The organism is Bradyrhizobium sp. USDA 3256 (assembly GCF_054058275.1).
Genome location: NZ_JBSSAE010000002.1, coordinates 4,861,442 through 4,878,087, shown reverse-complemented (window position 1 = coordinate 4,878,087; position 16,646 = coordinate 4,861,442). Strand labels below are relative to the sequence as shown.

The window sequence follows — 16,646 nt, the reverse complement described above, 5'->3', positions numbered from 1 at the left end:
GTGCCGAAGATTAGGAGGACTGTCATGAAGGTTTATGTGCTGTCTTTGGCTGCAGGCCTCCTCGTCGGAGTGGTCTACAATCTCCTCAGCGTCCGCTCGCCAGCGCCGCCTCTGGTGGCGTTGGTCGGGCTGCTGGGAATCCTGGTTGGCGAGCAGATCATTCCGGTCACCAAACTCCTCATAGGGGGCTCGAGCTTTTCCGAGGCATTCCACCTCTCGAGCTGCGATTCCCACATTTTCGGCATGCTGCCTGGCCGACGTACGGTCGGTCCCGTTGACGGCCTGAAGAATCCGGAGAAGCAAGCATGAGCGCACAAGGCCCCGACCTGATCCTCCATCATGGTCTGTTCACGACACTTGATCGCTCGAATCCGGCGGCGACTGCCGTGGCGATCAAGGACGGGCTGTTTACGGCGGTGGGACACGTTGGCGACGTGATGAAGCTCGCCGGCTCCTCGACAAGAATCATCGACCTGAAGGGGCGGCGCGTGCTGCCGGGTCTGATCGACAATCATCTCCATATCATTCGGGGAGGGCTTAACTACAATATGGAGCTACGCTGGGACGGCGTCTGGTCGCTCGCTGACGCCATGGCCATGTTGAAGAAGCAGGTCGCGATCACGCCGCCGCCGCAGTGGGTGCGGGTCGTTGGCGGATTCACCGAGCATCAGTTCGCCGAGAAGCGGTTGCCGACAATCGAGGAGCTCAACGCAGTCGCGCCCGATACTCCGGTCTTCATTCTTCATCTTTACGACCGCGCCATACTGAATGCTGCCGCGCTGCGCGTCATCGGATACACGAAGGACACGCCCGAGCCGCCCGGCGGCGAGATCGTGCGCGATACGAAGGGGAATCCGACCGGGCTTCTCCTGGCCAAGCCGAATGCCAACATCCTCTACGCGACGCTGGCCAAGGGACCGAAGCTTCCCTTCGAATATCAGGTCAACTCGACCCGGCACTTCATGCGGGAGCTGAACCGTCTCGGCGTCACCGGAGCGATCGACGCCGGCGGCGGCTTCCAGAATTATCCGGAGGACTATGCGGTCATTCAGAAGCTGTCGGACGAAGGGCAGCTCACCGTCCGCCTGGCCTACAACCTGTTCACGCAGAAGCCGAATGGGGAGAAGCAGGACTTCCTGAATTGGACCAGGACTTCGAAGTACAAGCAGGGAACCGACTACTTTCGGCACAACGGCGCCGGCGAGATGCTGGTGTTCTCGGCAGCTGACTTCGAGGATTTCCGCGTGCCTCGTCCGGATATGCCGCCGGAAATGGAGGGTGAACTCGAAGACGTCGTCCGCATCCTGGCTCAGAACAAATGGCCCTGGCGCCTGCACGCGACCTACGACGAGACGATCTCGCGCGCGCTCGACGTGTTCGAGAAGGTCAATCAGGACACGCCGTTAGATGGTCTGCACTGGTTCTTCGACCACGCCGAGACCATCTCCGATCAGTCCATCGACCGCATCGCGGCGCTTGGCGGCGGCATCGCAGTGCAGCACCGCATGGCCTATCAGGGCGAGTATTTCGTCGAGCGCTACGGCTTCGGCGCGGCCGAAGCGACACCGCCGATCAGGAAGATCATGGACAACGGCGTGAAGATCTCCGCCGGCACCGACGCAACACGTGTGGCCTCCTACAATCCTTGGGTTTCGTTGGCCTGGCTCGTAACGGGCATGACGGTAGGTGGCCTGCGACTGTACCCCCAGCGCAACTGCCTCGATCGCGAAACCGCGCTGCGGATGTGGACCGAAAATGTCACTTGGTTCTCCAATGAGGAAGGGAAGAAAGGCCGTATCCAGGTCGGTCAGTTCGCCGACCTGATCGTGCCCGATCGAGATTTCTTCTCCTGTCCCGAGAGTGAGATCGACGACATCACAAGCGATCTGACGGTGGTAGGTGGACGCATCGTCTATGGTGCGGGAGACTTCAAATCTCTCGACGACACCGCGCCGCCGCCCGCCATGCCCGACTGGTCGCCAGTGCGCAGTTTCGGTGGCTACGGCAACTGGGCCGAGCAGGGCGGCAAAGCGCAGGCTATCCGCACGCATGCGATGCAGATGTGCGGCTGTGCCAATACCTGCTCTGTGCACGGCCATGATCACGCGCGCGCATGGTCCGGCAGGCTCCCGGTTTCGGATCTCAAGAGTTTCTGGGGTGCCCTCGGTTGCGCCTGCTGGGCGGTGTGAGATGTTCGCCAAATCGGATACGCCGGGTTGGGTCGCGACAATCCTGTCATGGCGATGGGTTGCGGCGGCCGCCAGAATTGCGCTTGTCTCGGCGTTCCTGATCGGCGGAATTCAAAAAGCCGTCGATTTTCCTGGGGCCGTTGCCGAACAGGCGCATTTCGGACTTCAGCCGGCGTGGCTTTGGGCCGCGGCAGCCATTGTCGTCGAACTCGGCGGCTCCGCGCTCGTCATTCTTGGACGCTTGGTGTGGCTGGGAGCCGGCGGGCTCGGCGTCCTGACGGCGGTCGCCATGCTCACCGCAAACGATTTCTGGGCCAAAGCCGGTCACGATCGCTTCCTGGCCGTGAACGCCTTTTTCGAGCATCTAGGCCTGATCGCCGGCCTGGTGCTTGTGTCAATCCTGTCGTTGCGCTCGCAAAGCGCTTGATCACTACGGCTCAACTCACTTGTTCGAGGCTTCCATGTGTCGCAAACGTTATCTGATCGAGATCCTGCTGATTTCATCGTTGCTGACGATCGCGTCCGCTGCCATCGCGCGGGATCAGGGAGCGCATACCGCGCCACAGGTCGGCGTCGGCGCGCAATACGACACCACACATGTCTATGTCGCTCCCGAAGACGTGGATAAGTTCGTGGCCAGCTTTCTCTCTACGTTCGGAGGTCAGAGCACAAAGCAGGTCGTTGCCACGGTGACGCCGACGCCGAGCAGCACGACGAGCCAACTCCTGCAGACGCCGGTTGGCACCGTCTCGGTGTTCGGATTCAAGACGCCGGTCCCTTATCCTTTTGGCGCCGAGCGAACTGGCTATCTGGTTACGGACCTCGACGAGGCAATCAACGTAGCCAAGGACTCGGGCGCGGACGTGCTCGTGGCGGCCTTCCCGGATCCGATCGGACGCGATGCGGTGATCCAGTGGCCGGGCGGCGTGAATATGCAACTCTATTGGCACACGACGAAGCCTTCCTATGCGGCTTTCGAGACAATTCCCGAGAACCGCGTTTACGTCTCGCCTGAGCGGGCTGATGCCTTTATCCGCAGCTTCCTGCGGTTTTCGCACGGGAAGGTTGTTTCCGACGATGCACATGCCGCGGGGGTCGAGATCGGGCGAGCCAAAGACACATATCGACGTATCCATATTGAATCGGTATTCGGAAAGATGACGGTCCTCGTTACCGATGGCCACTTGCCCTACCCGTACGGACGGGAACTGACCGGCTATGAGGTGAGCGATTTGCAGGGAACTCTGACGAAGGCAAAGGCCTCGGGCGCCACCGTGCTCGTCGAGCCCTATACGTCTGACGGACGGGCCGAAGCCATGCTACAGTTTCCCGGCGGATATATTGCGGAGATTCACGCGGCCGCACCGAAGTAGGGGGCGCGATGGCATTCCTGCTGGGACGATGGCTTTTGCGGAGGGTGTGTGCGGCAGGCGTACTGCTTGCTGCAGCGCCGCAGATGGCGTGGGCGGATGATCAGAAGTCTCAGGCTTCCGCGCCGCAGCGGCCTGCCATCATGTTCAACCGGTTCCAGGAGGACTGGTCGGTGCTGGCGGATCCGCGGGTGACGCGTGAGCCCTTCGATGAGCTCAAATACATTCCGCTGTCCAGCGTCGATCCATACACGTATCTCTCATTTGGTGCGAACACGCGCCAACGGTTCGAGTCCAATAACGCCGCAAACTTCGGCACCGGTGCGAACAGCAGCCAGAATTACGTCATCAGCCGAAACGAATTCCATGCCGATCTCCGCGTAGACAATCAACTACAGGCGTTCGTGCAATTTCAGGCCGACTATGCGCCCTGGAAAACTCAGTTGACGCCGGTCGATCGGGATCGGCTTGATCTTGAGCAGGGTTGGGTGGCTCTGACCGAATCCATCGGAGGCGGAACGCTGAAGCTGCGGGCCGGCCGCCAGCAATTTGCCTTCGACCTGCAGCGCTTCATAGCCGTTCGCGACGGTCCCAACGTCCGACAATCTTACGACGCCGCCTGGGCGGACTACGAGACTGGAGCCTGGCGGTTCATCACCTTTTACAGCCTGCCGGTCCAGGTTCGGGACATTACGGTATTCGATGATTACAGCAGCGTCACCAAGCAGACCTTCGGGATGGCGCGGACAGAGTATAAGTTTTCCGAGTCTCTCTTCATCGCCGGCTACTATGCCAATTTCACCCAGGGGAATGCACAGTTTGCAAATGCCTCCGGCGCCGAGCGGAGAGACATTTTCGATGTCCATCTGAACGGTAACGCTAATCATTTCGATTTTGACTTCGAAGTGATGAACCAGACCGGACGCATCGGCCTCCAGCCGATCGAGGCCTGGGCCGTCGGTTCAATCGCGGGCTACACCTTCGCCGATGTGAACTGGAGCCCAAGGGTGGGTATCCAACTCGACGCGGCGTCCGGTGACGGCAACACCAAAGGGACCTTTGGGACGTTCAATCCGCTGTTCCCCAACGGTTACTATTTCACCCTGGCAGGTTACACCGGATACACCAACCTCATTCACATCAAGCCATCCCTGACGCTGAGCCCGACTTCGTCACTCAAGATCATGCTCGCAGCCGCGGCTCTATGGCGCCAGAACACGGCCGATGCGATCTATACCCAACCCAACATAGCCGTCCCGAACACTGCCGGGCGGCCGGGTGCGTATACCGGAAGTTACGGCCAGATTCGGCTCGATTGGACCATAGACCGCGCAACTTCATTCGCAATCGAGGCCGTGCACTTTTCGATCGGTAACGCATTGCGCAACGCTGGCGGCCATGACTCGAACTATGTCGGCGTAGAGATCAAACGGGGATGGTAGTGCCCCCGGTGTCGAGCGGAAATTCCATGATCGTGCCTTTTCTCCTGAGCCTCACCGCAGGCTATGTCGACACGGCGGGCTTTCTCGCATTGCAAGGTCTCTTCACGGCCCATGTTACCGGAAATTTCGTGACCCTTGGCGCGTCACTTGTTCTCGGCACGTCGGGAGCCGTTGCGAAGCTCCTGGCCCTTCCGGTCTTCTGTGCGGTCGTAATGGCTGTCCGCTTGCTCAGTTCGGCGCTGACGCCGCGCTGGCGCTTCGTTTTCGAAGCCATGCTCAGCCTTAAGGTCCTCCTGCTGATCGTCGGCGCTGTGCTCGCGATCGAGTTCGGCCCTTTCCAGAACAGCGACAGCTGGCAAGCGGTGCTTACCGGGATGGTGCTCGTTGCGGCCATGGCGATACAGAACGCCGTACATCGGGTCTATCTCGGAAGCGCACCACCCTCGACGCTGATGACCGGCACGACGACACAGATCATGATCGATCTTGCGGATGTGATCTATGTAAGGGACGACGCGCCAGGGCGCCAAATCAGGTCGCGGGTCGCGATGATGTCCAAGAACGTCATCATTTTCGCCGTCGGCTGCGCTGCCGCGGCCCTCTTGTACGCGCAATACAACGCTTGGTGTTTCGTGGTCCCACCCCTATTGGGCGGACTTTCGCTGCTTGCTCGACTAACGGAGTCGACGCTGAAAGAAGCAGCGAGAAACTGACGTTCCATTCTGTTTCCAAATTCGAGGACGAAGTCGAAGCCAACAGAGATGCAGATCGACGCTGTCGGAAATGCTAACTCTTCCGGATTTTTCGGAGCCCGAAATTTAGTCGGTGGGGGCGCCCCCTTGACCGCGGTTCTCGCGGCGATGGGCATCTTCGTTGCGGTTGCCGTCGCGCTACCTGCCAACGCCCTGTCAGCGGAAGTCAATGTGACGGAAAACGCCAATGTCGAGCTGCTGAAGACGACGCTCCTGCGTTATGACGAGGACTATTCTTTTTTGCGCGATCCGGCGAAACGGACCGGAGCCTGGTGGGAGCCATACAAGTACATCCCGCTGGATTTCGGTGATGACGCCTACCTCACGCTCGGCCTGGAGCTTCGGTTCAGGGAGGAGGCATATCGCAACTTCAATTGGGGTGAGCTCCCGGTCAACGAGTATCAATGGTACCGGATGTTGCCGTACGCGGACCTGCATTTCGGCCCAAACCTGCGTTTGTTCGGCCAAATGATTGGCGCCTGGGTTACGGACAAGGAAACAGTTGGGGGCATCGATGCAACAGGGATTGAAGTGCTGCAGGGTTTCGCGGACCTGAAGCTGCCGTTGGCCAGCGGCACCGATCTTACCTTGCGGGGAGGGCGACAACTCCTGTCGTATGGCACTGAGCGATTGATCAGCTTGCGGTATGGCCCGAACGTGCTTCGTTCCTTCGATACGGCGTTGGCCTCGATTCAATCGGCTCCGTGGCGGGTTGACGCGCTCTATGCACGACCGGTCCGAAACCTGGTCGGCAGCTTCAATGACCGCTTCGATCCAGATCGATCACTCTGGTCGATCTATGCCACGCGCCAATTGACGGAGATCAGCTCCAAGCCGGGACTTGATGTCTACTACATCGGCTACCGCAATGCCGCCGCAGAGTACAATCAAGGGAGCGGAGAGGAAGTGCGGCACACTATCGGCAGTCGATTTTTCGGTGCCGCGAATGGTTGGGACTGGAATTTCGAAGGCATGGCTCAGTTTGGCCATTTCGATCACGGAGATATCCGCGCCTGGTCCATTGCCTCCGATACGGGCTACACGTTCGTCGGCGTGACCTTCAGCCCGCGACTTGGCCTGCGGGCCAACATTATCAGTGGCGACCGTAATCCAGACGATCCCAATCTTCAGACCTTCAATCCACTATTCCCGAAGGGAAAGTATTTCGGTGAGATCGGCCTGCTCGGGCCGTACAACCTGATCAACGCTCACCCGACGCTCACACTCCAGCTGAACCGGCAATGGACCCTCGATCTGGCAACGGTCTTCTACTGGCGCGAAAGTCTTGGCGACGGAATCTACGGTCCTGGAGGGAACCTCGTGCGACCTTCGGATGACAGCCGCTCCCGCTACATCGGAACGCAGGCCGATGTGATACTCGGGTGGCAACCGGTCCCTTGGTTCAGCGCTGCGCTGTCCTACTCCGTATTCGTGCCCGGTCCGTTTATACAGGACACAGGCCCATCCAAGACGGCTCACTTCGTGGGCGTCGAGGCGATGTTGAAGTTCTAATTGCAATGTCGACGCCGCTCTGGATCCGTCTCGGATAGCTCGACGATAGCGACTGAAGCGAAACCAACCTTGCGAGGGGAGCCAAACAAATGCGCATGATGCTAAAGACTATATTCGCAGCATCGCTGCTCGTCGCCCCGGTGTTCCCTCTCGCAGCTTCCGAGACAAAAGACGGGGGCGATAGTGAAATCCGAATAGGCAACATCATGCCCTATAGCGGTCCGTTGACGGAATTTGCCTCCATCGGAAAGACGGAATCTGCCTATTTCGACATGATCAACGATCGCGGAGGCATCAATGGCCGGAAGGTGAGGTTCATTTCGCGTGATGACGGGTCGAACCCAAGGAAGGCCGTGGAGCAGACCCGCCAATTGATCGAAGATGATAACGTGTTGCTAATTTCTGGCTCGTTCGGCACACCGGGCAATTTGGCCGTACGCGCCTATCTGAACGAGAATAGAATACCACAGTTGTTCGTCGCTTCCGGTGACCAGGAATGGAGTAAGCCCGCTGAGTTTCCCTGGACAATGGGCTGGCAGCCTCCGTTTCGCGCCGAGGGGCGCATCTACGCGAATTTTGGGCAGGCGTTTTATCCGGACCAAAAGCTTGCAGTCCTCTGGCAGAACGATCAGTTCGGGCGCGATCTATTGATAGGCATGCAGGAAGGCCTGGGAGACTGGACGCGTATGATCGTAGCTGACAGTACTTTCGAGATGTCGGACAAATCGATCGATAGACAGATCGATGTCCTGAAAGCGTCGGGAGCAGGAGTCCTGCTTTTCGCGGGTTCGCCGAATATGGCTGCACTCGCCATAGGGCGGTTGGCAGCAATCGATTGGCACCCGGTCGTCATCCTTAACAACGTGGCCGCACCTGCCGTGCGCGCGCTGGGGTCGGCCGACGTACAGAACGCGGTGGGGGTGATCTCGACGTCTTTCCTGAAAAATGCGACCGACCCGGTCTGGAAAGACGACGAAGGGATCAAACAGTTCTCAACGTTCATGGACAGGTATTATCCCGGCGGCGACAAGGCGGATAGCAACGTTCTCTTTGGTTATGCTGCTGCACAGACCCTGTCCCGGGTGCTCGAACAATGCGGTGACGACTTGTCGCGCGAGAACATCATGCGACAGGCCACATCGTTGAAGGATTTTCAGAGTTCGATCACGCTCCCCGGAATTTCGATAAGCACTGGTCCAAACGACTTTCGGCCGATCAAGCAGATGCGGCTTGTGCAATTTGACGGAAATGTATGGCAGTCAATCGGGGATGTGATCGATAGCGCGTTCCTCGGTCCGACAAACCATTAGATCGAGAGGTGAGGGCGGGCCGTTTACTCGTTACCCGATCTACCTTCCGACCCGGCATCTCTCCGTGAGGCCAGATTATGGTCGAGTCCTTCTTGGAGGAAGAGTGGTACTTGCGGTAGCTGGCAGACTGCGGCGGGGCAGGGAGCGATGCTGCACGCTCACGTCAGGCACCAGTTACTGCCACACCTGAGTGGAGCGAATGAAGATGGTGACGGATCAGCAACTAAAGAGGGCGACGAACCCGCCGAGCACGTTGCCTTGGAACGCATTTCGTCACACGGCCTTTACGGTGGTTTGGATTGCGACCGTGGTCTCAAATGTCGGAACCTGGATGTACAATGCGGCGTCCGGCTGGCTGATGACGAGCCTGGAGGCCGACCCGCTGAGTGTATCTCTGGTTCAGGTTGCAACCAGCCTGCCCGTGTTTCTCTTTGCGCTTCCGGCGGGCGCGCTGGCGGACATTGTCGACAAACGCCGCTTTCTGATCGTTACGGAAATCGTTGTCACATTGGTTGCGGCGGCGAGTGCCGTGCTCGTCTGGCTGGGCCTCATCAATCCGCCCATCCTGCTGCTGTTTACGTTCCTCCTCGGCGTGGGCGCAGCGTTTACCGCCCCAGCTTGGCAATCGGTGGTACCCAGCCTTGTGCCGAGGCAGGATCTGGCGGCGGCGGTGGCAAGCAACGGGGTTGGCGTCAACATCAGCAGGGCGATCGGACCTGCACTGGGCGGCGTGATCATCGGCGGATTGGGAATTGCCGCGCCGTTCTGGTTGAACGCGCTTAGCAATTTCGGCGTTATCGGAGCCCTGTGGTGGTGGCGTCCGTCAACGTCCGGCGGTCATGCGCTCCCTGCCGAACGTCTGACAAGCGCCCTCGTGATCGGGCTTCGCCATGCCCGGTACAATCCGCATCTGCGAGCAACACTGATAAGAGCTGCGAGCTTCTTCTTCTTTGCGAGCACCTATTGGGCGCTACTTCCGCTTGTCGCGCGCAACCAGATCACCGGGGGGCCGGCGCTGTACGGCATATTGCTGGGCGCGATCGGAGCAGGCGCGGTCAGTGGAGCGTTCGGCCTGCCCTGGATGAAAGCCACCTTCGGGCCTGATCGGCTCGTTGCACTCGGCACTGTTGGCACAGCGGTCAGCTTGATCCTGCTCGGCTTCGCACGTGACTCCGTGGCTGCGCTGGTTGCCTGCATCGTCGCTGGTGTTTCCTGGATCGCGGTCCTCGCGACCCTCAACGTCTCAGCACAGGTCTCCCTGCCGGATTGGGTGCGTGGCCGCGGGCTTGCCATGTTCGTAACGGTCTTTTTTGGTGCCATGACCGCGGGCAGCGCGATTTGGGGGCAAGTTGCCTCGATGCTCAGCCTGCCGGCCGCTCACTTCATCGCGGCTGCCGGTGCCTTGATTGGAATTGTGTTGAGCTGGCCATGGAAGCTGCAAAGCGGCGCAGAAATTGATCTCACGCCTTCAATGCATTGGCCCGTTCCGGTTTTGACGATCGACGCGGAGCCGGATCGGGGACCAGTGCTGGTAACCGTTGAATACCACATCAATTCTGAGCGACGCGGTGCCTTCTTGGCAGCGCTCCAGGAACTTGGCCAGCAGCGTCGACGGGACGGCGCGTACGCCTGGGATATCTTTGAAGACGCCGCCGAGGAGGGGCGCTTCATGGAAACGTTCCTAGTCGCATCGTGGCTTGAGCACTTGCGGCAGCATCAGCGTGTTACGAATGCCGACCGCGTCGTCCAAGACGCCGTTCGTCAATACGACGCCAAGGCCGAGCCGAAGGTAAGCCATTTCGTTGCCGCAGCCTTCGGGCCCAAATCAATCCGGGGATCTGATGAGCTATAGCTTCTTCCAGAGGCGTGAGCTTGAGGCGTTGATCTTCCAGGCGTGCGGGGCGTTCTCGAAACAAGAAACAGCAAAAAGATTCAAAGAAGTTGGCAACAGCCTTCAAGAGATTGGCCTGTCTGAACGTCACATTGGGCCTTGCGAAGAATGGTTTTGTAATTCTAGTGGTTGGTAATTGGACCGATTGTCCCCGTGTTCGTGTCTTGAGGCGCGGTAAGATGGAGGCACTGATGCAGAACGAACAGGTGTACTGGCTATTCACTGTTACCGTTGATCAGATGAACAAGTTCACGTCGCTGATACCAAAGATTGTTGCAGCGACACAGAAGGAGCCGGGCGCGCTGCAGTTCGAGTGTAATATCGGTGAGGACCAGAGAACGGTTGACTTATTCGAACGATACGCGGATTCGCAGGCGGCCCTATCCCATCAAATGGAAAGCTTCGCGCCGTTCTCGAAAGAGTTCTTCGCCGTAGCCAAGCTCACCCGCTGGGTGATCTATGGCACGCCTTCCGATGAGTTCAAGAAGGCGAACGTGGACTTTCACCCGATTTATATGACGCCATTCGATGGCTTTGTTAGGTGAGGAAATTGGCTGCCGAGCTTAAAAGCCTATTGAACGGCTGCCTGATCCGCCGATCCTCTCCGAACAAGCGCATGCCGGGATCGGACAGGACTGCGGGGTATGTTGAGAGCCGATAAACGTTGATCCGGCCGGCTCCGTAGGAAGATCGTAATGCTGTTCGTGCACCTAAAGTGCTCAAGTTTGACCATTTACGGCTAAGGCGTCCAAACTGTGCGAGCGAGGAGTGCATCCCGCGGTCACCGCGCAGGACCTTCAAGGGCGCATAACGGCGGTACAACCACTAGGATTTATGATCGCTGCCGCCGGTGCACTCGCTGAAGTTTTTCGACGAAACTGATCCATAGCAGTCATTCATACTCCCATGGGCATTGGTGTCGAGATCTCGACAAAATGACAAAGAGGAGAAAGTGTCTAACGCGTTACACTCAAGGCGGGCCTTGATCACAAAGCATGTTCGAACCGCGCCATTCGACACATGCTATCGCCTAGATGAAGGCCGATCCTGCGCCGGCACTGCGCGACGATTTCCTTCGCACGCCTTCAGCTCTGCTGGTATGCACAAGAACTGTTCACACCATGGTACAATTGAGCCATCAATTGTAGCGGCTCTACACTTAGCTGCGGCATGATTGATCACTCAAAGAGTGCGTTGATGGTCTCGACCGAAAGCATCGGTGGAACCGCATTTTGCCGCTTCTCCGTTGAACCGGTACAGCTGTCTAGGAGTGGGACTGACAAATGAACAGGTTGAATAAGAAGCGCACTCTTGTCACCGGCGGCAGCAGCGGCATCGGACTCGAGACGGCTCGCCGCTTCCTCGAGGAAGGGGCCCGCGTAGCCATTACCGGCAGCAATTTGGCCTCGCTGGAGGCTGCTCGCAAGGAACTCGGAAACGTGCTGGTCATCCATGCGGATGCTGGCGACGTCGCCGCTCAGAAGAAGATAGCCGCTGAGATACAGAGCAATTTCGGCGGTCTCGACGCAATCTTCATCAATGCCGGCATCGGCGACTTCCGTCCATTGGCCGAGTGGGACGAGGGTGGCTTCGACCGCTCGGTGGCGATCAATTTGAAGGGGCCATTTTTTCTGATCCAGGCTCTGTTGCCGATTCTCGCTAACCCGGCATCAATTGTGCTGAATACCTCTATCAACGCCCACATCGGCATGCCGAATTCGAGCGTCTACGCGCTGACGAAAGCGGGATTAATTTCGCTCGCTCGCACCCTTTCCGGCGAGCTCCTGCCGCGGGGCGTTCGCGTCAATGCAGTGAGCCCCGGTCCAATCGCCACGCCGTTGCACGGCAAGATCGGCATGGGTGATGCGGAGATCAAAGGCCTAGTCAGCCAAATCCCGGCGGGTCGCCGCGGCGCGCCCAAGGAAGTAGCTGATGCCGTCGTCTTCTTCGCCTCAGATGAATCAGCTTTTACCATCGGTAGCGAACTCATTGTCGATGGCGGCATGAGCACACTCTGACCGATGGGGCCATGCTTTTTCGCGGAGTGATCTGTTCCGTCGGTTGTTCGAGAGCGTCGTATGCTGCTATATTAACAGCGAATGGTCAGCAGGGATGGACTTGCAGTCGATGCAAGCCTGTTCGAAGCCGACGCCGACCGACAGAAGGGGATCGAAGGCTTAAAGACTTCTTCGGAAGTCAGCCGAGCGATCGATGAGTATCGGACTGTCCTCGCGAGACCACTACATGCTCAGTTCTGGAGCAGAGCGCACACATGCCGGAGACGCGGGTCGGACGCAGGTTGGCGGCTATAGTCGCGGCTGACGTCGCGGGCTATTCACGGCTCATGGGCCTCGACGAGATCGGCACCGCCCGTACCCTCCGAGAGCACCGAGTAGTGATTGACGCACTTGTGTCCGAAAACCGCGGTCGGATCGTCAAAACAACTGGGGACGGCGTCCTGCTTGAGTTTCCCTCGGTAGTAGATGCGGTCGAGTGCGCGGCGGCTATGCAAGCGGTGATGGCCCAGCGGAACAATGGGGTCCCCGAGGCTCGGCGCATGCTGTTTCGGATCGGGGTCAACCTTGGCGACATCCTGATCGAAGAAGATGACATCCTTGGCGATGGCGTCAACGTCGCTGCCCGGCTCGAGAGCATAGCCGAGCCGGGCGGCATCTGTATCTCGGCTTCAGTGTACGATCAGATTCGTGGCAGAGTCGCGGTGGAGTTCGCTGATCTTGGCGAGCAAAGGCTGAAGAACATCAATCGCCCTGTGCGCATCTACGCAACAAGGTCGAGTGGTGATCTCGGGATGGTTTTGCCTGACGCGATATCTCCGCAACCTCAGGTACTCCCGCTACCCGACAAGCCGTCGATCGCGGTTCTGCCGTTCCAAAACATGAGCGGCGATCCGGAACAGGAATATTTTGCCGACGGCATAGTCGAGGATATCATTACCGCGCTCTCGCGTATCCGCTGGCTTTTCGTGATCGCCCGCAATTCGAGCTTTACTTACAGGGGGCGTGCCGTCGACGTGAAGCAGGCTGGGCGCGAGCTAGGAGTTCGCTATGTGCTCGAGGGCTCAGTACGCAAAGCCGACGACCGGATACGAATCACGGGACAGTTGATCGACGCGCTCACCGGCGCACATCTGTGGGCCGAGCGCTACGACCGCGACCTCAGCGACATCTTTGCGGTACAGGATGAAATCGCCGGGAGCGTCGCCGCGGTTATCGAGCCGGCACTGGCTGCCGCTGAGCAAGAGCGCGTGCTCCGCAAACCGCCAGACCGGCTTGACGCGTGGGAAGCCTATCAGCGCGGCCTTTGGCACCTCCACAAATATCGGCCGGAGAAGAACAAGGTCGCGCTGGCCTTCTTCCGCCAAGCGATCGCGCTCGACCCGCATTTCGCGCCCGGCCACTATGGATATGCGTTGGCTCTCCAGTGGGATATCTGGCACTTTTCGAGCCGCCCCTTCGTGGAGGTTCAAGAAAACGCGCGTGACGAAGCGCAAATCGCGGTATCGCTGGACGACAAGGATGCGACGGCGCATGCCGTACTTGCACACATGATGATGTGGGGTAGCGAATGGGAAGCGGCCATCGCGGAAACGCGCACCGCAATTACCCTCAATCCAAACAGCGGCTTTGTCATCAGCATGCTTGGTTGCGTGCTCGGGTTCGGCGGATATCGAGAGGAAGCACTCGAAAGGCTGCAGCAGGCAATGCGTGCCAGCCCACACGATCCCCTGATTTGGCTTTGGTTGATCTGGCGTGGGCTTTTGCAGTTCTTTTCACGCGATTTCACGGCTGCGCTGCAGACGTTGCGCCAAGCTGCTCGCCTCCGTCCGGGTTACGTTGTCACCTTCCAATACATTGCAGCGTCGCTTGCTCATCTCGGGCGTTCGGACGAGGCGCGCGAAGCGCTCGAACTTGTCCCCCCGCAATCGGTGGAGCAGCTTGAGCGGTGGCAGGAAAGGCCACCCTGGTTGCGCCCCGAAGATTATGCGCTTCTCGTTGAAGGTGTCCACCTCGCAGCCCATCTAGGGACAACGCGATCCCAACCATAAGGAGTAAACGTTCAATTCTGCTCTTGCAGCATCGCTTTTTTGTTTAATAGGAGCCAGGGATGTCATCGAAGATTATCAGCTGCTTAAGTCCGCCACGGCTGCGCCGAGCTGAACGCCGCCGAAACGGCTGATTGAGCACATTTGGTCTAACTCTGGGAGCTTATCCATGTCTCAGACTATTTCATTCATCGTTCATTTGCCCGTCAAGGCCGAAGCACGCGAAGCACTCTATTCGAGCCTCGTAAAGGTGCTCGACGAAATGTCGAATGAACCGGACTTCGTAAACACTTATCTTCACCGTTCGGTGGAGGATTCCGATACCCTGGTACTCTACGAAACCTGGGCATGCAGCGCGCAGTATTTCCAAGATTACCACCTGAAAAAAGAGTATCGGGTCGAATACGAGGGCAAGCTCAAGAACATGTTGAAGTCGGAGCGGCGTTTTGAGTGGCTCGAACCCGTCAAAAGCTACGAGAGGAAGTGCAAATAGTCGATGATCCCTCTCCCGCGATTGAGCGACCGCGAGGGCAGGTGGACGAAGTTGTGAGCAGGGAGCGGCTTATCATCGATCAGCGCCGCCGGAGCTCCCATCGTTTCGGCGGCCGCCGCCATCCTGGCGTCGAGCACATCATACAAACGGACTGGATCGAGCTCGCCCGCGGTCCGCGCAATCACGATCGTCGCCACGCCGTTGCCGATCACGTTCACAAGTGCCCGCGCCTCGCTCATGAAACGATCGATGCCGAGAATGAGCGCCATGCCTGTGACCGCGATGGTCGGGACGACCGACAACGTTCCGACCAACGCGATGAAGGACGCGCCGGTGATACCGCTCGCGCCTTCGACGTCAGCATTGCGACGGCAAGGATCGCGATCTGCTGCGAGAGAGTGAGGTCCGTGTTGGTGGCGGCCTGGGCAACGAAGAGCGCCGGAGTGTCATGTAAATGGAGGAGCCATCGGTGTTGAACAATTAGCCTGTCGCCACGACCAGCCCGACGACGGGCTTCGAACAACCGAGACGCTTCAGCTTCTCCATCAAGCTCGGCAGCACCCGCATCGGGAGAGGAGGTCCCGAGCACGATCAGGATCTCCTCCTTGATGTAAAGTAGGAATCCGGATGCGGAATCCGGACCACCACGCGATCTGCCCGAGAATGCCAAACACGAAGACCGCCGAGGTCAAGTAGAAGAGTCCTATCAGCTTTACCAAGTATCCGGACGGTTTGCCGTTGTGGCGGACCTCAAGCGCGACATGGCCACCTTGCAACGAGCGGACGCGATTGGGAGGAGAGGACCAAGCGACTTGCCGCGCGGGTGGCGGATCTCGATATCTTCTCGCAAGCTCTGGTCGAGCACTTATGGACTAATGCCGACGACCGGCGGGCTTCGAATTTCTATTTGAAGATCGCTACGTCGTCGTGGCGGCGCGAAGAGCCCGCGGAATGCTTCGCCCAACAGCCAGGCGGCGTTATCCCTGATCCGGATGAATCGCTTTCTTGTCTGCGCAGTATTTTGCAATAAGAAAGCGGATTCCCTCTTGCGCGGTCTGGTCGGTTACAAAGCTTGAGAGCTTTTTGTAATGCTCGATTCTCCTGTCGAGTTCGATGCACTTCTCGCACATGGAGAGTCCCCAGCTAGGAGGCGGGAGCGCCTGTCGTCCTCAGTACCGCCGTCGATAGGCATCGAGGAGAAGCTCAGTGTCCTCAGCGATCGCTTTAACGCTTGACGGCGTTGTGCCGCTTGTGATGACGAAAATGACGTTCCAAGACTGATAGAGGGCTACTTCCAGCGCCATCTCGCTCGGGATCTTGGAAGCCATCGAAACAAAGCTTCAACCTCTGCCTACTTCTTCTTTGCAGGACCGAAGTCCGGCTGCCAGGCGGCCTCTTTGCGGCTCGGCGCCGCTGCGATCACCTTTGCCTTTTCCTTCTTCGGTTTCTTGGCTTCGCGATTGCCGCGTTGCTGTCCCTTGGCCATGATGTCTATCTCCAATTGGGGTCTGAGTTCTTCCAGCCCATTCGGCTGCAATATGCCTTGCGGGCGACGTAACGACGCGGACGCCGATGTTGCCCTCGTGCCGAGTTCGCGCGAGATGCGTCATGACGGTCTTTCCGC

At 58.6% G+C, this 16,646-nt stretch carries 15 protein-coding genes and 1 pseudogene; 13 read left to right on the top strand and 3 right to left on the bottom strand.

Features of this window, described 5'->3' with window-relative positions; genetic code table 11:
• Positions 1-24 precede the first annotated feature (24 nt).
• The 13 genes from ACVWY5_RS24985 to ACVWY5_RS24925 all read left to right on the top strand — a co-directional run bounded on the left by ACVWY5_RS24985 (position 25) and on the right by ACVWY5_RS24925 (position 15,022).
• Positions 25-309, top strand: coding sequence for a XapX domain-containing protein (locus ACVWY5_RS24985; RefSeq protein ID WP_028352152.1), 285 nt, complete (start codon positions 25-27; stop codon positions 307-309).
• A complete protein-coding gene (locus tag ACVWY5_RS24980; RefSeq protein WP_028337473.1) occupies positions 306-2,189 on the top strand; it encodes an amidohydrolase in 1,884 nt (627 codons plus the stop codon). The genes ACVWY5_RS24985 and ACVWY5_RS24980 overlap by 4 nt, the downstream gene beginning before the upstream one ends.
• Position 2,190: 1 nt before the next feature.
• A complete protein-coding gene (locus ACVWY5_RS24975) occupies positions 2,191-2,616 on the top strand; it encodes a DoxX family protein (RefSeq protein ID WP_028337474.1) in 426 nt (141 codons plus the stop codon).
• A 34-nt stretch (positions 2,617-2,650) separates the two neighbouring features.
• Entirely contained in the window at positions 2,651-3,562 is a 912-nt protein-coding gene (locus ACVWY5_RS24970; RefSeq protein ID WP_028337475.1) for a hypothetical protein, read from the top strand.
• Between the two features lie 8 nt (positions 3,563-3,570).
• Positions 3,571-5,001, top strand: a complete 1,431-nt coding sequence (locus ACVWY5_RS24965; protein ID WP_028337476.1) for an alginate export family protein — start codon at positions 3,571-3,573, stop codon at positions 4,999-5,001.
• A gap of 26 nt (positions 5,002-5,027) precedes the next feature.
• Positions 5,028-5,714: a DUF1275 family protein gene (locus tag ACVWY5_RS24960; protein WP_038377955.1), complete on the top strand. Its 687-nt coding sequence runs from the start codon at positions 5,028-5,030 to the stop codon at positions 5,712-5,714.
• A gap of 126 nt (positions 5,715-5,840) precedes the next feature.
• The gene (locus ACVWY5_RS24955; protein ID WP_321176860.1) at positions 5,841-7,265 is read left to right on the top strand and encodes an alginate export family protein; all 1,425 of its coding nucleotides are present in this window, start codon (positions 5,841-5,843) and stop codon (positions 7,263-7,265) included.
• Positions 7,266-7,354: 89 nt separating this feature from the next.
• On the top strand, positions 7,355-8,575 hold the full coding sequence (locus tag ACVWY5_RS24950) for an ABC transporter substrate-binding protein (RefSeq protein ID WP_028337479.1): 1,221 nt from the start codon (positions 7,355-7,357) through the stop codon (positions 8,573-8,575).
• Positions 8,576-8,780: 205 nt separating this feature from the next.
• Positions 8,781-10,427, top strand: a complete 1,647-nt coding sequence (locus ACVWY5_RS24945) for an MFS transporter (RefSeq protein WP_321176877.1) — start codon at positions 8,781-8,783, stop codon at positions 10,425-10,427.
• A 230-nt stretch (positions 10,428-10,657) separates the two neighbouring features.
• Positions 10,658-11,011 (top strand): antibiotic biosynthesis monooxygenase family protein, encoded by a 354-nt coding sequence (locus ACVWY5_RS24940; protein WP_038377969.1) that lies wholly within the window; start codon positions 10,658-10,660, stop codon positions 11,009-11,011.
• Positions 11,012-11,749: 738 nt separating this feature from the next.
• Entirely contained in the window at positions 11,750-12,484 is a 735-nt protein-coding gene (locus tag ACVWY5_RS24935; RefSeq protein WP_028337481.1) for an SDR family oxidoreductase, read from the top strand.
• Positions 12,485-12,738: 254 nt separating this feature from the next.
• Positions 12,739-14,532, top strand: a complete 1,794-nt coding sequence (locus ACVWY5_RS24930; RefSeq protein WP_028337482.1) for an adenylate/guanylate cyclase domain-containing protein — start codon at positions 12,739-12,741, stop codon at positions 14,530-14,532.
• A 166-nt stretch (positions 14,533-14,698) separates the two neighbouring features.
• Complete coding sequence (locus ACVWY5_RS24925) at positions 14,699-15,022, top strand: antibiotic biosynthesis monooxygenase (RefSeq protein WP_028337483.1); 324 nt, start codon at positions 14,699-14,701, stop codon at positions 15,020-15,022.
• Here the strand turns inward: ACVWY5_RS24925 and ACVWY5_RS24920 are convergent.
• The 3 genes and pseudogenes from ACVWY5_RS24920 to ACVWY5_RS24910 all read right to left on the bottom strand — a co-directional run.
• Positions 15,001-15,741 (bottom strand): annotated as a pseudogene (locus tag ACVWY5_RS24920) (cation:dicarboxylate symporter family transporter); the annotation flags it as partial. The gene ACVWY5_RS24925 and the pseudogene ACVWY5_RS24920 overlap by 22 nt on opposite strands.
• Positions 15,742-16,191: 450 nt before the next feature.
• Positions 16,192-16,350, bottom strand: coding sequence for a hypothetical protein (locus ACVWY5_RS24915; protein WP_321176859.1), 159 nt, complete (start codon positions 16,348-16,350; stop codon positions 16,192-16,194).
• Between the two features lie 23 nt (positions 16,351-16,373).
• Positions 16,374-16,508: a hypothetical protein gene (locus tag ACVWY5_RS24910; protein ID WP_016841200.1), complete on the bottom strand. Its 135-nt coding sequence runs from the start codon at positions 16,506-16,508 to the stop codon at positions 16,374-16,376.
• Between the last annotated feature and the right edge of the window lie 138 nt (positions 16,509-16,646).

Bases quoted from the DNA above. Each gene is read 5' to 3' on its own strand.
- ACVWY5_RS24985 (WP_028352152.1), top strand. From the start codon at position 25: ATGAAGGTTTATGTGCTGTCTTTGGCTGCAGGCCTCCTCGTCGGAGTG.
- ACVWY5_RS24980 (WP_028337473.1), top strand. From the start codon at position 306: ATGAGCGCACAAGGCCCCGACCTGATCCTCCATCATGGTCTGTTCACG.
- ACVWY5_RS24975 (WP_028337474.1), top strand. From the start codon at position 2,191: ATGTTCGCCAAATCGGATACGCCGGGTTGGGTCGCGACAATCCTGTCA.
- ACVWY5_RS24970 (WP_028337475.1), top strand. From the start codon at position 2,651: ATGTGTCGCAAACGTTATCTGATCGAGATCCTGCTGATTTCATCGTTG.
- ACVWY5_RS24965 (WP_028337476.1), top strand. From the start codon at position 3,571: ATGGCATTCCTGCTGGGACGATGGCTTTTGCGGAGGGTGTGTGCGGCA.
- ACVWY5_RS24960 (WP_038377955.1), top strand. From the start codon at position 5,028: ATGATCGTGCCTTTTCTCCTGAGCCTCACCGCAGGCTATGTCGACACG.
- ACVWY5_RS24950 (WP_028337479.1), top strand. From the start codon at position 7,355: ATGCGCATGATGCTAAAGACTATATTCGCAGCATCGCTGCTCGTCGCC.
- ACVWY5_RS24945 (WP_321176877.1), top strand. From the start codon at position 8,781: ATGGTGACGGATCAGCAACTAAAGAGGGCGACGAACCCGCCGAGCACG.
- ACVWY5_RS24940 (WP_038377969.1), top strand. From the start codon at position 10,658: ATGCAGAACGAACAGGTGTACTGGCTATTCACTGTTACCGTTGATCAG.
- ACVWY5_RS24935 (WP_028337481.1), top strand. From the start codon at position 11,750: ATGAACAGGTTGAATAAGAAGCGCACTCTTGTCACCGGCGGCAGCAGC.
- ACVWY5_RS24930 (WP_028337482.1), top strand. From the start codon at position 12,739: ATGCCGGAGACGCGGGTCGGACGCAGGTTGGCGGCTATAGTCGCGGCT.
- ACVWY5_RS24925 (WP_028337483.1), top strand. From the start codon at position 14,699: ATGTCTCAGACTATTTCATTCATCGTTCATTTGCCCGTCAAGGCCGAA.
- ACVWY5_RS24915 (WP_321176859.1), bottom strand. From the start codon at position 16,350: ATGGCTTCCAAGATCCCGAGCGAGATGGCGCTGGAAGTAGCCCTCTAT.
- ACVWY5_RS24910 (WP_016841200.1), bottom strand. From the start codon at position 16,508: ATGGCCAAGGGACAGCAACGCGGCAATCGCGAAGCCAAGAAACCGAAG.